Source organism: Wolbachia endosymbiont (group B) of Ennomos erosarius, assembly GCF_964026905.1.
Lineage (GTDB): Bacteria > Pseudomonadota > Alphaproteobacteria > Rickettsiales > Anaplasmataceae > Wolbachia.
Window position 1 is genome coordinate 1,147,738 of sequence record NZ_OZ034708.1, and the last position, 18,193, is coordinate 1,165,930.

The 18,193-nt window shown below is 35.6% G+C and carries 15 protein-coding genes, 1 tRNA gene and 3 pseudogenes; 10 read left to right on the top strand and 9 right to left on the bottom strand.

Features of this window, described 5'->3' with window-relative positions; genetic code table 11:
- Nucleotides 1–127: 127 nt before the first annotated feature.
- Nucleotides 128–978, bottom strand: a pseudogene (locus AAGD95_RS06035) (IS982 family transposase).
- 15 nt (nt 979–993) lie between these two features.
- Here AAGD95_RS06035 and AAGD95_RS06040 point away from each other — a divergent pair.
- On the top strand, nt 994–1,413 hold the full coding sequence (locus AAGD95_RS06040) for a transposase (RefSeq protein ID WP_341818291.1): 420 nt from the start codon (nt 994–996) through the stop codon (nt 1,411–1,413).
- 186 nt (nt 1,414–1,599) lie between these two features.
- On the opposite strand, the gene leuS is transcribed toward AAGD95_RS06040, so the two are convergent.
- The 5 genes from leuS to AAGD95_RS06065 form a co-directional block, all read right to left on the bottom strand.
- Nucleotides 1,600–4,134: a leucine--tRNA ligase gene (gene leuS, locus AAGD95_RS06045; protein WP_341818473.1), complete on the bottom strand. Its 2,535-nt coding sequence runs from the start codon at nt 4,132–4,134 to the stop codon at nt 1,600–1,602.
- 12 nt (nt 4,135–4,146) lie between these two features.
- Complete coding sequence (locus tag AAGD95_RS06050; protein WP_341818814.1) at nt 4,147–4,761, bottom strand: M23 family metallopeptidase; 615 nt, start codon at nt 4,759–4,761, stop codon at nt 4,147–4,149.
- A 53-nt stretch (nt 4,762–4,814) separates the two neighbouring features.
- The gene (locus tag AAGD95_RS06055) at nt 4,815–5,150 is read right to left on the bottom strand and encodes a MerR family transcriptional regulator (RefSeq protein ID WP_341818474.1); all 336 of its coding nucleotides are present in this window, start codon (nt 5,148–5,150) and stop codon (nt 4,815–4,817) included.
- A complete protein-coding gene (locus AAGD95_RS06060; RefSeq protein ID WP_265025836.1) occupies nt 5,150–5,455 on the bottom strand; it encodes an integration host factor subunit alpha in 306 nt (101 codons plus the stop codon). The genes AAGD95_RS06055 and AAGD95_RS06060 overlap by 1 nt, the downstream gene beginning before the upstream one ends.
- 61 nt (nt 5,456–5,516) lie before the next feature.
- Entirely contained in the window at nt 5,517–6,074 is a 558-nt protein-coding gene (locus tag AAGD95_RS06065; protein WP_341818475.1) for a hypothetical protein, read from the bottom strand.
- Between the two features lie 66 nt (nt 6,075–6,140).
- Here AAGD95_RS06065 and AAGD95_RS06070 point away from each other — a divergent pair.
- Nucleotides 6,141–7,033: pseudogene (locus AAGD95_RS06070) on the top strand (IS982 family transposase).
- A gap of 18 nt (nt 7,034–7,051) precedes the next feature.
- Nucleotides 7,052–7,318: pseudogene (locus AAGD95_RS06075) on the top strand (phage portal protein); the annotation flags it as partial.
- 54 nt (nt 7,319–7,372) lie between these two features.
- On the opposite strand, the gene AAGD95_RS06080 reads toward AAGD95_RS06075, so the two are convergent.
- Both AAGD95_RS06080 and murJ read right to left on the bottom strand, forming a co-directional pair.
- A complete protein-coding gene (locus AAGD95_RS06080) occupies nt 7,373–9,916 on the bottom strand; it encodes an AsmA-like C-terminal region-containing protein (protein WP_341818858.1) in 2,544 nt (847 codons plus the stop codon).
- Between the two features lie 102 nt (nt 9,917–10,018).
- On the bottom strand, nt 10,019–11,518 hold the full coding sequence (gene murJ, locus AAGD95_RS06085; protein ID WP_341818476.1) for a murein biosynthesis integral membrane protein MurJ: 1,500 nt from the start codon (nt 11,516–11,518) through the stop codon (nt 10,019–10,021).
- 150 nt (nt 11,519–11,668) lie between these two features.
- On the opposite strand from murJ, the gene AAGD95_RS06090 reads away from it, so the two are divergent.
- Nucleotides 11,669–11,744 (top strand) — tRNA-His (locus AAGD95_RS06090).
- 153 nt (nt 11,745–11,897) lie between these two features.
- The gene (locus tag AAGD95_RS06095) at nt 11,898–12,260 is read left to right on the top strand and encodes a hypothetical protein (RefSeq protein WP_341818477.1); all 363 of its coding nucleotides are present in this window, start codon (nt 11,898–11,900) and stop codon (nt 12,258–12,260) included.
- A 292-nt stretch (nt 12,261–12,552) separates the two neighbouring features.
- Here the strand turns inward: AAGD95_RS06095 and AAGD95_RS06100 are convergent, their stop codons facing one another.
- A complete protein-coding gene (locus AAGD95_RS06100; RefSeq protein WP_341818478.1) occupies nt 12,553–12,675 on the bottom strand; it encodes a hypothetical protein in 123 nt (40 codons plus the stop codon).
- A gap of 15 nt (nt 12,676–12,690) precedes the next feature.
- Here AAGD95_RS06100 and AAGD95_RS06105 point away from each other — a divergent pair, with 15 nt between their 5' ends.
- The 5 genes from AAGD95_RS06105 to AAGD95_RS06125 all read left to right on the top strand — a co-directional run bounded on the left by AAGD95_RS06105 (nt 12,691) and on the right by AAGD95_RS06125 (nt 17,995).
- On the top strand, nt 12,691–13,542 hold the full coding sequence (locus AAGD95_RS06105) for an IS982 family transposase (protein ID WP_410542088.1): 852 nt from the start codon (nt 12,691–12,693) through the stop codon (nt 13,540–13,542).
- Nucleotides 13,543–13,570: 28 nt separating this feature from the next.
- Entirely contained in the window at nt 13,571–13,729 is a 159-nt protein-coding gene (locus AAGD95_RS06110; RefSeq protein ID WP_341818479.1) for a hypothetical protein, read from the top strand.
- A 182-nt stretch (nt 13,730–13,911) separates the two neighbouring features.
- Nucleotides 13,912–15,846: a tRNA uridine-5-carboxymethylaminomethyl(34) synthesis enzyme MnmG gene (gene mnmG, locus AAGD95_RS06115; RefSeq protein WP_341818480.1), complete on the top strand. Its 1,935-nt coding sequence runs from the start codon at nt 13,912–13,914 to the stop codon at nt 15,844–15,846.
- An 8-nt stretch (nt 15,847–15,854) separates the two neighbouring features.
- Entirely contained in the window at nt 15,855–17,510 is a 1,656-nt protein-coding gene (locus AAGD95_RS06120) for an aminopeptidase P family protein (RefSeq protein WP_341818481.1), read from the top strand.
- 119 nt (nt 17,511–17,629) lie between these two features.
- On the top strand, nt 17,630–17,995 hold the full coding sequence (locus AAGD95_RS06125) for a hypothetical protein (RefSeq protein WP_341818482.1): 366 nt from the start codon (nt 17,630–17,632) through the stop codon (nt 17,993–17,995).
- The last annotated feature ends 198 nt before the right edge of the window (nt 17,996–18,193 follow it).

Sequence of the window (18,193 nt, forward strand, 5' to 3'; positions counted from 1 at the left end):
GATTTATAGAGTATCTTTAACATTAGAATTTCAAAATCTTCCATATACATCATCCAATCTCACTATATCATTATCAGATAAATGCTCTCCTATCTGAAATTCAACTATTTCAAACGCGAATTCTGGATTAAGGAAGGAAGAAAGTATAGGAAATAGAAGGCTTTTTGGATTTGATGGAATAGGAAATGAGAGTAGAAAAGATATGAACCAAAAAATTAACAGGGGATCTATGGCGAGTGTGTTCAATTTCTAGTCTATTTTTTAGGTAACCAAAAACAGTCTCAATGATAGACCTTTTTCTCAGTAAAATCTTCTCATTTAGCGAAATCAATGCATTTTTCATACCTTTTTTCACCTTGGTAACAAGTTTCAAACCTCGGTCAAACAGCTTCTGAAAAAGCTCTTTTGCAATATAACCTTTGTCACCAAACAAAAGGCCGGTTAATTTTTCCGTCAGATTTGGCACAGGTATCCTATCATCAACATTGCCTTTTGTTAGCGTAAGTGAATGAATTTCACCATTTTCATTGATTACCATATGTAATTTGAAACCAAAAACCAGCCGTAAGTACTCTTGCTTAATTTTGCAATTCCAGCAAAAACTTTGTTTTTGGATATTCTTTTTGCATGACAAACTGCAATGGGAGTTGTGTCTATATATGAAATTCCAGTGTTTTCTGACTGTCCACAAAGCCAATGCAACAACATTGCTAAATGCCACAAAACCCTAGGCTTTAGAGCAACAAACCTGGTATATGAAGGCAACTTTGGAAACTCTGATTTGTAGAGCAACGTTAGGTAATGTAGATAGAAAGTTTTGAAATTTTTACACGGAGATTGTTGATATAGCAGGATTATTGTCATGATTTCGGAGTGCTCAATTTCCGTTGTTCTTGTGGGTTTTTTACCATTTGGCAGTAGTTTACCTGCAAAATTTTTCTCTATATCTCTGCAAAAATCATCGACCAAACAAAACAGTTTGTTATATCTTCCATGGTTAACCTCATCTGTTTTTTTATAACTGCTGAGTTTACCCTGTTTTCTTGCCTTTTCTATTCTCCTTTAATCCAGAATTCGCGTCTTAAGCAGTGTAATCAATATGGCATAAAAACGAAAATTCCTCCGAAAAACAACGCAGCAGAGCATCCAAAATTGGATTATATGCTTGATAGAAATGCCGCTATTCAGTTAATGAAATTACATGGTGAGAATGGTATAAAAAGATGGAAAGAAGAAGTAAATTACGGAAAAAGATCGTATATTGAAGAATTTTTCTCAAGGTTGAAGCGAATATTTGGGTTTAGTTTTAAGAATAAATCTGAGACAAATAGAGAGAAGGAACTACTTATTAAATGCTACTTAATGAACAAATTTACTGCAATTGGTATGCCTAAATTTGAAATAGTCGCATAAAATTATTTACTCTGGAAAAAACTTACGTTGCTATGCAACAAAGCCATCCCAGTGTCGACTACTTGGATGACACCACTTACTACGCAAATTACCTGCAAATTGCAATGTTCGTACAGCTGTGTGTCAAGCACTGACCACTTTTGCTTCAATATTTGCGATGCCCCTGAACAGATACACTCGGATTTTTTATATAACTATATTTACTATCTTATTTGGTACAGCATATACAGTGCGAACTTTGCTTTGATCGATCTTACTGGACACAGAGTCTATCGCTATTTTCTTCAATTCTTCTTGAGGTAAGTTAATTGCCACCTTTATTGTTGTACGTAATTTTCCATTGATTTGCACTGCTATAGTTACCGTATCGTCAACTAATAATGATTCATCAGCTTTTGGCCAAGGTTGACCTCCTATTTCTTGCCATAGGCTTTCAGCTAGATGTGGTATGAATGGTTCGATTACTCTGATTAGTATGCATATACCTTCATCAATAAGAGATTTTCCAGCTGCTACGTCTATTTCAGCTATTAAATTCGTCATTTCACGAAATTTTGCCACTACACAGTTTAATCTGCAGTTTTCCAAGTCATCTGTAAGTCCATGTAAGAGTTTATGAATTTTTTTTCTGTACTCTAGAAGTCCACCCGTAACACTTTTGTTATCATAGTGCATATTCACAGGCTTAAGCTGCATGACCATACGCCACAATTTATTTACATAACGAGAACAACCTTCCACACCATCATCGGACCATTCCATATCTTTCTCTGGAGGAGTGTCAGACAACACAAACAAGCGGGCAGTATCAGCACCATACTTTTCTATGATAAAATTTGGATCAACTGTGTTCTTTTTCGATTTGCTCATTTTTTCAACTTTGCCCACTTGAACTTTTGCACCTCGCGCTATTAATTCTTTTGCTTCTGCGGGAAATAGCCACTTACCATTTTCGTCTTTATAAGTTGCATGGCAGACCATTCCTTGAGTGATTAAAGTAGAGAAAGGCTCTTTAATATCAAAATAGCCACATTTGGTTAAAGCACGGCAGAAAAATCTTGAATAAAGCAAATGCAGAATTGCATGTTCTATTCCACCTATATAATAATCAACAGGCATAAAACGATTACATGCATCTTTGTCTATTGATTTATCTTCACTACAGAATGCAGCAAAATACCAGGAAGACTCAAAAAAGGTGTCGAATGTATCAGTTTCACGCTCTGCTTGCTTTCCGCATTTTGGGCAGTCAACAAATTTCCAAGTTGGGTGTTTATCAAGCGGATTACCACCACTTGCAAATTCCACATCTGTTGGTAGAACTACAGGAAGGTCTTTTTCTGGTACTGGAACAGTACCACAGTCTTTGCAATATATGATAGGTATAGGGCATCCCCAATAACGCTGTCTTGAAACTCCCCAATCGTGCAAACGATAGTTTGTTGTTTTCTCACCTATCCCTTTTTCTTTGAGCTTTTTAATGATTACTTCCTTTGCTCTACTTACCGTTAATCCGTTTAAGAATTCAGAATTGAACATTACCCCATCGCCAGTATACGCCTCCTTTGTCATCCCAGTGCTTCGACACTGAGATCCATTGTAAGAATTCTGGATTCCAGCGTCACGCGCTGGAATGACACCTAAGTGGGCTGAAGAAATAACGGGAATAATCGGCAAATTGTACCTCTGCGCAAATTCAAAATCACGCTGATCGTGTGTAGGGCAACCAAAAATCGCGCCTTCTCCATATTCCATCAACACAAAATTCGCTATGTAAAGTGGCAATTCCTTATCAAGAAATGGATGTTTTACGTTTAATCCGGTGTAAACTCCTATTTTTTCGTCACTCCCTCTCTTCGATTCTATTTCCTGGATCCAAGTAGTCAAGCACTGGGATGACAAAACTTCAGGAGCATTTGGAAGCCTGATATCTTGCACAATAGGGTGCTCTGCTGCCACTGCACAAAAAGAAGCCCCAAACAAAGTATGAGGATAAGTCGTAAAAACTTTTAATTTCTTATTCAGGCCAACGATTTCAAACTCTATAGTTGCTCCTTCAGATTTTCCTATCCAACGCTCCTGCATTGTTTTGACTTTTTCTGGCCAATTTTTCAAACTTTGCAGGCACTTGAGTAAATCTTCAGCGAAATCAGTAATCTTTAAAAACCATTGGGACAACTTACGTTTTTCAACAACTGCACCTGATCGCCATCCTTTTCCATCAACCACCTGTTCATTTGCAAGCACTGTTTGGTCCACTGGATCCCAGTTAACCCATGACTCTTTTCGATAGGCAAGCCCATGCTTTAAAAAATCCAGGAAAAATTTTTGTTCGTGTTTGTAATAATCAGGCTCACATGTGGAGAGTTCACGCTCCCAATTATAAGAAAGACCTATAGATTTCAACTGTGTACGCATATTATCTATATTCTCTTTTGTCCATGTTTCAGGGCTAATATTGTTGTCCCTTGCTGCATTTTCAGCTGGTAATCCAAACGCATCCCAGCCAATTGGATGCAAAACCTCAAATCCATTAGCTCTCTTGTAACGTGCTATCACATCCCCTATTGCATAGTTACGTAAGTGTCCCATATGAATTTTACCAGATGGATATGGAAACATTTCCAACACGTAACACTTTTTTTGTTTACTATTCTTGCTTACAGAAAAATCCCATTTATCTTGATAAAATTTTTCAACACTTTTAAAATCATATTTCATATAAATCCAAATTCAATTACAGTTCATATGCATCAAAGGATCAACCGCTTGGCCATTATGCCGTATTGTGAAACACATCTGTGGATCTTTATCTTGTGTGCTTGATTTACCTGCAGATCCAATTACTTGACCTTGCTTTACTTTATCGCCAATTTCAACATGTATGTTTTTTAAATAGGAGTACACAGTCATGTAATTATCTTTGTGTTCCACTATAATTAAATTCCCATACCATCTCAGCCCTTTGCCTACATATACCACTTTGCCAGGTGCAGAGGCAACTACGTTCGTTCCATTTTGAGCAGCAATTTTTATGCCATCCTTACACATTTCATCAGAAGAAGTAGCTGAAATAACTGTACCTTTAACTGGCATTACAAATTTACAATTTACCCCATTAATTTCCACGTTTTGTGCATTATTGTTATCTTTGTATATCCTGTTTATGATGGCTTTTCTACTTTCTTTTTGCACTGAAGGCTCCCTAGTTAAATGGTACTCTCTTGTATATTCCAGCTCTCTTTTTCCGTAAAATCCTTCGCCTTTAAGCAGCACAGGTGCAGGTTTTTGCAGGCCACAGCCTATTAATATTGCTAATAACATAAGAAATGAGGCTATATGCCACATTTTAGATATATCAACTCTCACAAAACTCCAAAATTCTAGCGAGACGTAGTGTTTCACGCCTGTTCGTTACTTTCCTCGTTATTTATTTTACTAGTTAAATAGTCCCTCAAATCGGTAAGTTCTTGCAACAAATTCTTTGGATCACGATTGACTTTTATATCATTACCAAATTCCTTTTGCACTACTTTTATTGTATATCCTTTATCATATAGCATGTACTTTACTTTCTTTATGGCCTCTATACACTTACGATCATATAGCCTTCTTCCTTTACGCTTTGTAGGCTTAATTTGATGAAATTGACCTTCCCAGAATCTCAAAACATGCTGTTCCAAATGTAGCTCTTCAGCTACTTCCCTAATCGTATAAAATAATTTTTCCTTATTCATTAATTATTTATTGATTTTTTTATAGTTTTTGAAGGCCTAAAAGAAACTGAGTTTCTTGCTTGAATCATCACTTTCTCTGATGTATTTGGTATATTTCCTGGTCTTTCCTTCTTTTTTTTGACCAAGAATGTTCCAAATGACGATATTTTCACTATTCCATCCTTTGCCAAGCTCGTCTTCATTTCGTCCAATATATCGTCTATTATCGAAGCAGAGTCTTCCTTTGATAATCCTATTTCTTGGTTTATATTTTCAGCTATCATTGCCTTAGTTACTGTTGTGTCTTTTGTTGTAACGTGATCCATAATTGAGTAAGTATTGCAATATGTAAACACAATATAGCAACTGACTTAAGGTTCAGCTACTTTATTTTTTAGGGTATGTCTCTTTTGTAGCATAATTTAAAATACTGGCAGTTGCCAACGTTACGAATATTGCAAAAAGCGCCATTTGATAATCTGTAAAAAGTGCTAACATTGACACTATAACTCCACTGCCAATAAACATAAATCCATTGATAATGGATGATGATGTGCTAATGTATTTTCGTTTCACAATCTCGCTGCCGACAGTAAAATTAAGCATATGTCCTCCCGCAAAAAACCCGAACATTAACATACAAAAGTACACAACGTGGACTGTTAAATGGCTGCATAGTAAAATAATAATTGAGACGCCTTGCAATAAAGCAAAAGCAGAAATTACATGTTTCCTATTTTTAAATAAGTTTGAGATTCGATCTGCAATTGGAGCACCAACTGCAAGACCAAGCCATAGTATTGCGGTTGCTATACCTGACTCCATTGCATTGAGTTCTGAGTTGCTCAGTAACCTTGGAGCCCACAAGGTATTAAGTGCTAAAAATGTTCCAAAAGTAATAGCACCCACCACTGAAGTTATCCAGATATCTCTTAATTTTAGCACCGTTAACGCGAATTCTGGATTAAAGGAGAATAGAAAAGGCAAGAAAACAGGGTAAACTCAGCAGTTATAAAAAAAACAGATGAGGTTAACCATGGAAGATATAACAAACTGTTTTGTTTGGTCGATGATTTTTGCAGAGATATAGAGAAAAATTTTGCAGGTAAACTACTGCCAAATGGTAAAAAACCCACAAGAACAACGGAAATTGAGCACTCCGAAATCATGACAATAATCCTGCTATATCAACAATCTCCGTGTAAAAATTTCAAAACTTTCTATCTACATTACCTAACGTTGCTCTACAAATCAGAGTTTCCAAAGTTGCCTTCATATACCAGGTTTGTTGCTCTAAAGCCTAGGGTTTTGTGGCATTTAGCAATGTTGTTGCATTGGCTTTGTGGACAGTCAGAAAACACTGGAATTTCATATATAGACACAACTCCCATTGCAGTTTGTCATGCAAAAAGAATATCCAAAAACAAAGTTTTTGCTGGAATTGCAAAATTAAGCAAGAGTACTTACGGCTGGTTTTTGGTTTCAAATTACATATGGTAATCAATGAAAATGGTGAAATTCATGCACTTACGCTAACAAAAGGCAATGTTGATGATAGGATACCTGTGCCAAATCTGACGGAAAAATTAACCGGCCTTTTGTTTGGTGACAAAGGTTATATTGCAAAAGAGCTTTTTCAGAAGCTGTTTGACCGAGGTTTGAAACTTGTTACCAAGGTGAAAAAAGGTATGAAAAATGCATTGATTTCGCTAAATGAGAAGATTTTACTGAGAAAAAGGTCTATCATTGAGACTGTTTTTGGTTACCTAAAAAATAGACTAGAAATTGAACACACTCGCCATAGATCCCCTGTTAATTTTTTGGTTCATATCTTTTCTACTCTCATTTCCTATTCCATCAAATCCAAAAAGCCTTCTATTTCCTATACTTTCTTCCTTCCTTAATCCAGAATTCGCGTTTAGAGCAATTTAGTCGAAGCACGCTTATCCCTCTGGGAACAGACAGTTTTACCAACGCTAGAAAATATTATCTGTCACCTGAATTCTTGGCTGACACCAAGATTTGGTGAAGATCTGTGCTTGTCGTATGACAAAGATGCAATAGCAATTCTCATGGAAAAGAGACAAAAGTTGTGGAAATACGTAGAAAATGCAAGCTTCATGACGCTCAACGAAAAAAGAGAAGCATTTGGCTTGCCACCATTGCCAGGTGGTGATGAGTTAGGTTGAGTTTGTATCCGTTCAGATGAGTTCATTGTCCCCTAAACCGTACGCCTAAGTAAATCAACCATTTCTCTTGCTAACTAAAGCGGTGAAGATTTGGTCTACATCAAAACTCATCTTAGGACGCCAAATAGGGCCATCCAAATGCATATCGATATAGATTGGATTACTATAACCTGGTGGTATGAAAAAGAACCTGAATATAGAATTTAAAGTGAAGTTAGATAAGGTTAAATTAGAAGAGATTGACCCTGATGCTTGATCAATCCCGAATTGTAAACTAGTTGAACATATACCACTCTTAATACTTGCTTTTCCGCTAATATTTTCAAAAAATGTCTTGCCATTATATATATCAACATAAGCAAATGTGGAAATTTCAGATTTATTCTTACTGCTTAACAAATTAGTGATAAATGAATTAAAATCCACATTAGTAAATTCTATTCCCTGCGCTTGTAAATTTACATCTCCTGATAAGTTACTAGCCCAATCATGAAAACTTTTTCCTTGAGTTTTGATTTCACCATTTAAGCTTACCTGACCATTTACATTGTCAATTCCTATAACCTTACCAATCTTTTTAGTGTCCAAATTTACAATAGAAAACCTTGTATTTATTGAGTCTGATCTTAAATAACCCTGAAAAAACACTTGCCCGCGTTCTAATACGTAACTCGCCTGCCTGATAGTGATAGTGTTGTTTCTCATTACCGCATCCAAATTAAAATCTTTCAAAACATTCTGCTCGGTTTTAAATTCTGTAGTATTGATTTGCACATTTGCATCAAAGCCTTTTTTGTCATCCAAAAAATCAAGCTGCTTTGTTGACCATTGAATTTGATCTATCTCATTTCTTGAATTTCTTTTTACCTCTACTAAATTCGGTAATTTAAAGATATTTCCATTAAATTTACTGCCCGTGAGGTTCACATCTAATAAAGGTTTGGCGTATTTTTGATCTACTAATATTTTTACATTACCGGTAATATCGAAATCTTCACCAGATAGTTTTATTTTATCTGCAACTAGCTTACCTTTTTCCATTTTCAGCAAAAAATCTAAATTTTTAATTTTCGTATCATTCAATGTAAGGTTATTAACACTGGCCTTTATATTTGCATCATACTGAAAATTTTTCAGCCATTGCATTTTAGATAAACTGCTAAATAATGAATGATCATATTTATCTGCATCAAGATTATGCATGCTAAATTCACCATCGATCACACTGCGTTTTTTTGTGTGGCTTACTCTAATTGATCCTTGCAAGGATTCCTTATTATTTAGCAGTCTAATGTCTGAGATAGATAATATTCTTGGTGCAAGGTGCAGTTTAGAACTTAGTGTAAATTGATTTTTCTGGTTTTCTTTCATCTTTATAGAAGGGAAAAAACATGAAATGAACGACTCAAAATCATTTCCTTCTACTAACAAATCACCGTTGAATTCAGATAGGGCATTATTGTTTGAGATCTCTCCTGATAAATAAGATATATTATTGATTCCAGGAAATTTGAGAAGCGTATTAACTTTTACTTTGCCATTAGTGGATTTTAGTACAGCACGGAAATTGTCCAATATTTTGTTTTGATATTGAATGTTAGAAGCTTCCATATTAAAATTTAAGCTCAAGTTCTTTGGCACAACTGCTCTAAAACATTCCAGAAGGTCTTTTATATTCGTTGTTTTTTGTGAATTGTCTTGTATGGAATCTAAGTCAACTTTACTGAAGCTAATATTGAGATTAGTGTGATTGCCTTTTCTATCATTTTGTATTGTACCACTGGCTTGCATGCTTTTGGAATCAATTTTTAAGTCAGTTGCCGTAAACTCACTTTCATTAAGACTTATATTGGATGATATCTTGATATTTTCGCTAGGAATAACACAAGAGAGAAAGCTAAGATTAATGATTTTTGCTAAATCACTCACAGAACCGGAACTGTTATTAATTGTTAATGTTAAATTACCCTGGAGTTCTTCTTGATTTCTATTACCTGTAAATAGCAAATTTACAAAATTTGATTCAACACTAATGTGTACATTCTTTTTTGTGATATCAACCTTTCCTGAAAAATCGTAATTATTATCACCTACCTTTACTTTACCGGAGAATTGCCTATTTTTTTTTACAGCAACCTCCTTTATGTTAACAATATCAGCGAAATCACTCTTAAAACTTACTTGGCTGTCTTTTATTACTATATCGACTGTGTTACCACTGGCTTTTGTATTTATAATATTAAGTAAATTTTCTTTGTTGCTTTTCATACCAAACAATGTGATTGACTTTGGTTGCAACGAAAATAAAAACAACGATAGGAGTGACGGTTTTACCTCAATTTTTCTTACACTAATTAAATCTGACAACTTTTGCTCTTTATTTTCGTTGTATTGTATATATACATTATAGATAGTGAGCTTTGGGGTAATCAATGAAACTTTAACTTTCCCTCCAATATGCACTTTAGCATCATACGTCCTCTCCAACTCTTTTATGATATATTTCCTGTAGCCACTCCAATCCTTAAAAGTTGCAGCAACGTGCATGAGAATTAATAGCAACGAGATTGATAATATGGCATATAAAGAAAGTCTCATAGTAGACCTCTCATTCCAGCATCCTTTCGTCTTGTCATCCCAGTTCACCTTTTTCCTGTCATCCCAGTGTCAAGCACTGGGATGACACCATTTGTTGTACCTTCAGATTACATTTATACATGTTTTCAAACTTCCTCTAAAAGTTAGGTAAAGAATACCAAAATAAACAATAACACTCAAAGCTATTAAAGTCGTTAAATAAACGATACGAGCCAACATTTTATCAAAAAATAATCCTGCCGATAAGGAATTAGCAAAATAAAGAACTATTGACATAACTACCGTTGCTACAAAAATTTTCATGATATTTAACAATAACGCTTGGCTAACCTTATACATTTTATTTATTGTTAAATAACTAATTAATAGAATAGAATTTATCCAAGTGGAAACAGAAGTAGCAATAGCAATCCCCGTATGCTGATACTCGTTCATTAACAAAAGGTTTAGTACTACATTAATTCCAAGACACATTAGTGAAAACATAGTTGGTATTTTCAGATTGCCTTTAGCAAAAAATGTAGGTAGCAATACTTTATTTATAATAAATGCAGGTAAAGAAAGAGAAAATGCTATTAACGTGGGAGCAGTTTGCTGCACTGCATAATGATCAAACCGGCCGTAAGAAAAAAGCGTAAGTAAAATTATGTCGGGAATAATGATAAAGGCAGCAGTTGTTGGCATAATTAACATTAATCCTATGTTGAGAGCCTTGTTCTGTATTTTGACTATATTTTCAGTATTATTCACCTGTTTTGAAATTAAAGGAAGAAGCACTGTACCAATTGCAGTACCGATTATTCCCTGCGGTAGTTGATTTAGTCTATCGGCATAATATATATAGGACACCGCATTTGGTATAAAACTCGCCATGATTGTATCAATCCATAAGCTTATTTGAGTTACACAATTGTTGATAATTGCAGGTATCACACGCTTAAAAAACAACCTTATTTCATTGCTTAATTCAAGGCTAAAAGAAAAAGCTGCCTTTAACTTGTATGCACTAAACAGTATCAGAAGTAACTGTAAAATCCCTCCGATCAGCACAGCTATAGAAAGGTTGTGCGCTGGAGTTTTTACGTAAGGCACAAACAAACTGATGATTAAACAGAGATTCAAAACAATTGGTGCAATAGCTGTTGAAGCAAAATGCTGCTTTACTTGCAGCATTCCACCAATAAGTGATGCAATTGACACAAAAATTATGTAGGGCATCATACTTCTTGATAAAGTAACAGTAAGGATAAACTTACTTTGGTCAAATCCAGGAGCAAAAATTTGAATCATATAAGGGGAAAAAGTTTGCATGATAAGGCAAAAAATTACTAAGATAATAAACGTAATGGATATTACACTACTTGCAAAATTAAATGCCTTCTTATTATCATGTGATTCTGCTGAGTATAACGGTATGAATGAGGTAGTGAACGCTCCTTCTGCAAAAAATGCTCGAAATAGATTGGCAAAACGAAACGAAGAAAAAAACATGTCTGCAAGAGAGTTTGCGCCAATAACCGTAGCAATCAATACATCTCTTATTAACCCTGAGATCCTTGAAATAGCCGTAAAAAAACTAAATGTGAAAATACTTTTAAACATACCACTACTTCATTAGTGTCAATACAATTAACTATAATGGTAAAAGTATCAATGAAAATATTTATTGGCTAAACTTAAAACCCTCTACAAAAGGAGAGTTAAATAATCAATTGACTATTTGTGCTCGTATGTTAGATATTTTATATCTTGGCGGGCGTAGCTCAGTTGGTAGAGCGTCAGTTTGTGGTACTGAATGTCGCCAGTTCGATCCTGGTCGCTCGCCCCACTAAAATTTTCTGCTTGACGGAGATATGAACAAATGGTAACATATCAAATTAATTATGGAGGGTGTATGAAAGAATTTTTAATAGCTTGTGGTATAGTATCAGTAATAGGAGCATTGACAGGTTTGGGATTGAGTTTTACAGCTTTGTCACCTTTGGTTATAGGTGGAATTATTGCCGCCATTCATGCAATATTACTCGCTGCATGTATTATATGCGGTAGTGTACAAGAAGGAAAATTCTCCAAAAAAGATCTTTTCGAGATGGCCGTTTTATGCGTTGCAAGCGCTGCAATTGGAGTTGGTCTTGCTGCAGCCGCAACTGCTATTTTTCCTGGTGCAATGCTTGGAATGGGCTCTGCAGCTTTAGTAGGTGCAACAATAGGAGTCATAGCGCCAATTGCAGGGTTGCTTGCAAACGCGGCTATAATATCTACTGCTAAAAAAGTGAATGAATATATTATATCACCTATAGTTGAGTGTTTTTCTTCAAAAGAGAAGGGGTATGAGCCAGTTTAAACTAACCAAGTAAGCTTTTCTGTTATTCCAGTGTGCAGCACATAGCTGCATGAACATTTGTTTACAAAGTCAGTATGTTAAGTGTTATAGCCGGTTTTGCCTAAAACACAAAGGGGTGTCATCCATAAGTGTTGAAAATGCAATCATACAAGGTGATTAATGGTATGTAAATCTCCTCTTGATATCAACCTTCGTTGTTGGGAAAGCAGATAAACCACGTCGAAAATTCGCTTAAACCTTCTAACCACAGGCAAAAAGGCGCTTTTTTAATTTATTTTATTACCATTGAAATTTATGCCGTTAACCACCTTATATAATGCCACTTAGAACGCGAATTCTGGATTAAAGGAGAATAGAAAAGGCAAGAAAACAGGGTAAACTCAGCAGTTATAAAAAAACAGATGAGGTTAACCATGGAAGATATAACAAACTGTTTTGTTTGGTCGATGATTTTTGCAGAGATATAGAGAAAAATTTTGCAGGTAAACTACTGCCAAATGGTAAAAAACCCACAAGAACAACGGAAATTGAGCACTCCGAAATCATGACAATAATCCTGCTATATCAACAATCTCCGTGTAAAAATTTCAAAACTTTCTATCTACATTACCTAACGTTGCTCTACAAATCAGAGTTTCCAAAGTTGCCTTCATATACCAGGTTTGTTGCTCTAAAGCCTAGGGTTTTGTGGCATTTAGCAATGTTGTTGCATTGGCTTTGTGGACAGTCAGAAAACACTGGAATTTCATATATAGACACAACTCCCATTGCAGTTTGTCATGCAAAAAGAATATCCAAAAACAAAGTTTTTGCTGGAATTGCAAAATTAAGCAAGAGTACTTACGGCTGGTTTTTTGGTTTCAAATTACATATGGTAATCAATGAAAATGGTGAAATTCATTCACTTACGCTAACAAAAGGCAATGTTGATGATAGGATACCTGTGCCAAATCTGACGGAAAAATTAACCGGCCTTTTGTTTGGTGACAAAGGTTATATTGCAAAAGAGCTTTTTCAGAAGCTGTTTGACCGAGGTTTGAAACTTGTTACCAAGGTGAAAAAAGGTATGAAAAATGCATTGATTTCGCTAAATGAGAAGATTTTACTGAGAAAAAGGTCTATCATTGAGACTGTTTTTGGTTACCTAAAAAATAGACTAGAAATTGAACACACTCGCCATAGATCCCCTGTTAATTTTTTGGTTCATATCTTTTCTACTCTCATTTCCTATTCCATCAAATCCAAAAAGCCTTCTATTTCCTATACTTTCTTCCTTCCTTAATCCAGAATTCGCGTGAAAAGCATTATACATGTCTGCTGTGGTTGCAATGCGTCATAATAAAAAAATGAAAGTATTTTACCAGCGTTTAGTTGACTCTGGCAAAGTCGCTTTAGTTGCTGTAATGAGAAAAATCATCATTTGTTTAAATGCTATGATAAAAAACAATAATTTTTATCTTGATGTTTAAGACGGTAGATGCCAGTGTCAAGCACTGGCATGACATCATTTGTCGTGCGAATTACCTTAGCAAAAACGAATGTGCGTATAGTTGTATGTGCAGTACGGAGTAACAGGAGAGGTATCACTATAAAATTTGACATTAACCGCTAATAGTTGGAATATTAGTAGGGTACGAATTACTTAAAAAGCATGCATAAATATGACGTAGTGGTAGTGGGTGGAGGTCATGCAGGGTGCGAAGCGGCTGCAGCGGCAGCTCGCCTTGGTGCAAACACGCTGCTTATAACTCATAAAATTTCAACTATAGGGGAAATGTCCTGCAATCCAGCAATCGGAGGAGTTGCAAAGGGCGTTGTAGTCAGGGAAGTTGACGCTCTTGATGGAATAATGGGAAGAGCAATCGATCAAGCAAGCATACACTCAGTCATTTTAAATAGCAGCAGAGGTGCAGCGGTGTGGGGACCACGTGCACAGGCAGATCGAAAATTATACAAGCAAGCAATACAGGAAATCATTCTAAATTATAACAATTTGACAGTAAAAGAAGAGTCGGTTGACGATTTTCTTATAGAAAGTAATAGCAATGGAGAACCGTATATTAAAGCTGTAATAATAAGTTCTGGTGAAAGTATACTAACAAGTAAAGTTGTTCTAACTACAGGAACTTTCCTGCAAGGTGTGATTCATATAGGAGAGCAAGCAACTCCTTCAGGGAGAATGGGAGATAAGTCTGCCGTAGAACTTGCAAATACGTTGAAGAAATATAATTTTAAATTAGGTAGACTGCGTACCGGAACTCCACCAAGGCTTGATCGTAATACTATAAACTGGTCAATATTGCAAGAACAAGTGGGTGATAATCCACCTGTGCCGTTTTCTTATCTCACAGAAAAAATTAACCAACCTCAGGTATCATGCTTTATTACCCATACTAATGAAAACACACATAAAATAATTAGAGAGAATCTGCACAGATCAGCTTCTTCATATTTGGATGATATTATAGCACCAAGATACTGCCCATCAATTGAAGTTAAAGTTAAAAAATTTGCAGAAAAAAGTAGTCATCAAATATTTCTAGAGCCAGAAGGCCTGAATGATGATACTGTATACCCGAACGGAATTTCAAATTCATTGCCTATTGAAGTGCAGCGTGAAATGATAAAGAGTGTCAAGGGACTTGAAAATGCAGAAATATTGAAGTCTGGATATGCAGTTGAGTATGACTATATTGATCCACGAGAACTAAGCCATACTCTCGAAACTAAGAAAGTTAAAGGCCTATATTTTGCTGGCCAAATTAATGGCACTACTGGATATGAAGAAGCAGCAGGGCAAGGAATTATCGCCGGAATTAACGCAGCACTCTCCTCATCTGGCAAAAAAGAAAGCTTTGTTCTTCACCGCACAGACTCATATATCGGTGTAATGATAGACGATTTGGTCACCAAAGGGGTGATCGAGCCTTATAGATTATTTACCTCACGTGCAGAATATAGGCTAGCTATCAGGTCAGACAATGCAGATAGAAGATTAACACAAAAAGGTTATGATATTTCCCTTGTTTCGCATGAGAGATACTCTGTTTTACAGAATAAACTTGAATCCATTAAGCAGCTTGAAGAGAAGTTAGGGAGTCTGACGATTACTCCTGAGCAGCTTAGGTCTTATGGTATCAAAATATCTTATGATGGGATAAGAAAAACGGCACTAGATTTACTTAGCTACCCAAATATCGACTGGAATAAATTACAAGAAATATGGCCGGAGTTAAGCAGCGTCACGCGCTGGAATGGCAAAATGGGACACACCAAAGCGGATAATAGAGCTAAGAATGAAATATGCGAAGCGGTTGAAATTGAAGCAAAATACAAACCTTATCTAATAAGGCAAGAAGCGGATATGAAGTTTTTACGAGAGGAAATTAACACTCAAATTCCAATTGATTTCAACTATTCACAAGTTAAAGGCCTGTCAAGTGAAGTAATAGAAAAGTTGCAGACGATAAAACCAGCGACGATTGGCATTGCAAAGCGAATACAAGGCATCACTCCTGCAGCGATAGTGAGCATATTAGTGTATTTGAGAAACAGGAAAACGAAAGTGGCTGCTAATTTTGTATGAGGTGTTCTATGTCAAAAATCGAAGAATTTCGATCTTTTATGCGTGAAACAAATGTTGACGCATTTATGTTGCATACTAAAGATGAGTATTCAGAGGAGCTAACTAAGTTATGTGGCTTCACAGGAACAAATGGGCTGCTCATTGTCACAAAAAACAACAAGTGTCCATTTTTTACAGATGGACGCTATATCACACAAGCTCGCAATCAGCTCGATCGGGGCAATTTTCAAGTATATAATATACAAGAAGAGGATCCACGCGAATGGATAAAAGCAAACTTAACATCGACTGCCTCACTAGGTTATTATTTGCAATATTTTACCATAGAAGATATAAGAAAGTATGAGAATATCTGTAAATTAATACCCTGTTTAGCTGGAAAAAAAAGTGACTATCGAAAACAAGCAGTGGTTTTACATTCTATTAAATATGCTGGTGAAAGTAGTAAGGACAAATGTGAAAAAGTCGCTAAAAGCATAGATAAAGAAGCTGAAGCAGTGCTTTTAACTGATCCAAATTCAATTTCATGGTTATTAAATTTAAGAAATGAAAATGCTAAATATACTCCATGTATATTGGGCCGTGCTATATTGTATAAAAGCGGTAATGTTGATTTGTTTATTCAAGATAAAGAACATTCAACTATAGAAGCAAATTTAGGCAATCATATAAATATTTTTGATATTAGTGAGCTAGAAAGTTCGCTGTGTAAGCTAAATTCAATAGTCATAGATCCAAGCACAACTCCAATGAGTATCATGGCTATAATAAAAAATAAGCAGGTAATTGAAAGAGAGGATCCTTGTCTAATTTATAAAGCAGTAAAAAACCAAACTGAAATAGCTGGGGCTATAAATGCACACATTAAAGATGGAGCAGCAGTTACAAATTTTCTACATTGGCTTGAAAGTAATGTTGGTACAGAGCTTGAAGCTGAAGAGAAACTCTTAGAATACAGAAAAGAGCAGAATTTGTTTAAACAATTGAGCTTTCCAACAATTTCCGCATTTAATGAAAATGGTGCAATAATTCATTACCGTGCAAGCAGTAAAACAAATAAAGTAATTCAGAAAGATGGACTATATTTGATTGACTCTGGTAGCCAATACCTTAATGGCACAACCGATGTGACAAGAACTATAGTAGTTGGTAATCCGACCAATGAGCAAATAACCCACTATACAATAGTGTTGAAAGCTCACATTGCTGTAGCAAGTGTCATCTTTCCTTCTGGCGCTACTGGTGGAGAATTGGATATATTGGCACGTACGCATTTATGGAAATTTGGAATGGACTATATGCATGGTATAGGGCATGGAGTAGGAAGCTATTTATCAGTGCACGAAGGACCACAAGCAATATCAAAAAGTAATAAAGTAAAATTAGTACCAGGCATGATACTATCCAACGAACCTGGCTATTACATTCCGGGAGAGTATGGAATAAGAATTGAAAATCTGATGTATGTTGATAAACATGAAAAAGGTTTCTTAAACTTTAAACAACTGACCTCTATTCCATATGATAGAAGGCTAATAGATGTGCAAATGCTTACTAAAGATGAAATTGAATGGATAAATGGCTACCATCAATTTGTCTATGAAAACTTAGAAAATAGCGTTAAAGATAAGGAGTGGTTAAAGAAAGTATGTGACCCTTTATAAGCAAAGGAGCATTTTTTATTGTTTAAAAAGTATTAATGCAATTGTGATAGGTATTTTGTATTGTTTTTAATTTAAAAACGATATATAATAGAGAATACGTATTTTAAGGTAGGCATATTATGATAGACAAAGGACAAGAAGATGAATTTATGAAGCAGTGTATGGATACTTGCAAAGAGCAAATAGAAAAATTAGCCAAGGATCCTGAATTGCTTAATCAGACTTTAAAACCATTTATGCAAATGTCTCAGCAGCTTATGGCTGGCGGTATGTTAGAAGGGGCTATGCCTGGCATGATACCTGATTTGGGCAGTATGGATGTTAACAAGATGATTGCTCAGATGAAGGAAATGATTGACTACATAAGAGGTAACTATAAGGAACTAATGAAAGAGCGCAGCTCGCAGATTCAAGAGCTCGATGAATCCAGTAAAAAGCTAAGAGGCTTAGTTAAAAAATTGATAGAAAAGATCGAAAGTAAATAAATAATATCTAACGCGAGTCTCTTCTGTCATTCTATGTACAACTTTCTAGTTGGGCGATAAGTCGAGATCAATTATTGATGTCATGAAAGTAGCTGACACTGGTTCCTTTATGACGGCAGTGCCCAGAGGTGTCATCCCAGTGCGTGACACTGGGATGGCTTTGTTGCATAGCAACCGAAAAAATCTGGTGGCTACTGA

Excerpts from the sequence above, each read along its gene's own strand:
- AAGD95_RS06120 (WP_341818481.1), top strand. The coding sequence starts at position 15,855 with ATGTCAAAAATCGAAGAATTTCGATCTTTTATGCGTGAAACAAATGTT.
- AAGD95_RS06080 (WP_341818858.1), bottom strand. The coding sequence starts at position 9,916 with ATGAGACTTTCTTTATATGCCATATTATCAATCTCGTTGCTATTAATT.
- AAGD95_RS06060 (WP_265025836.1), bottom strand. The coding sequence starts at position 5,455 with ATGGATCACGTTACAACAAAAGACACAACAGTAACTAAGGCAATGATA.
- murJ (WP_341818476.1), bottom strand. The coding sequence starts at position 11,518 with ATGTTTAAAAGTATTTTCACATTTAGTTTTTTTACGGCTATTTCAAGG.
- leuS (WP_341818473.1), bottom strand. The coding sequence starts at position 4,134 with ATGAAATATGATTTTAAAAGTGTTGAAAAATTTTATCAAGATAAATGG.
- AAGD95_RS06050 (WP_341818814.1), bottom strand. The coding sequence starts at position 4,761 with ATGTGGCATATAGCCTCATTTCTTATGTTATTAGCAATATTAATAGGC.
- AAGD95_RS06055 (WP_341818474.1), bottom strand. The coding sequence starts at position 5,150 with ATGAATAAGGAAAAATTATTTTATACGATTAGGGAAGTAGCTGAAGAG.
- AAGD95_RS06110 (WP_341818479.1), top strand. The coding sequence starts at position 13,571 with ATGTCTGCTGTGGTTGCAATGCGTCATAATAAAAAAATGAAAGTATTT.
- AAGD95_RS06125 (WP_341818482.1), top strand. The coding sequence starts at position 17,630 with ATGATAGACAAAGGACAAGAAGATGAATTTATGAAGCAGTGTATGGAT.
- AAGD95_RS06100 (WP_341818478.1), bottom strand. The coding sequence starts at position 12,675 with ATGGTTAACCTCATCTGTTTTTTTATAACTGCTGAGTTTACCCTGTTT.
- mnmG (WP_341818480.1), top strand. The coding sequence starts at position 13,912 with ATGCATAAATATGACGTAGTGGTAGTGGGTGGAGGTCATGCAGGGTGC.
- AAGD95_RS06040 (WP_341818291.1), top strand. The coding sequence starts at position 994 with ATGGTTAACCTCATCTGTTTTTTTATAACTGCTGAGTTTACCCTGTTT.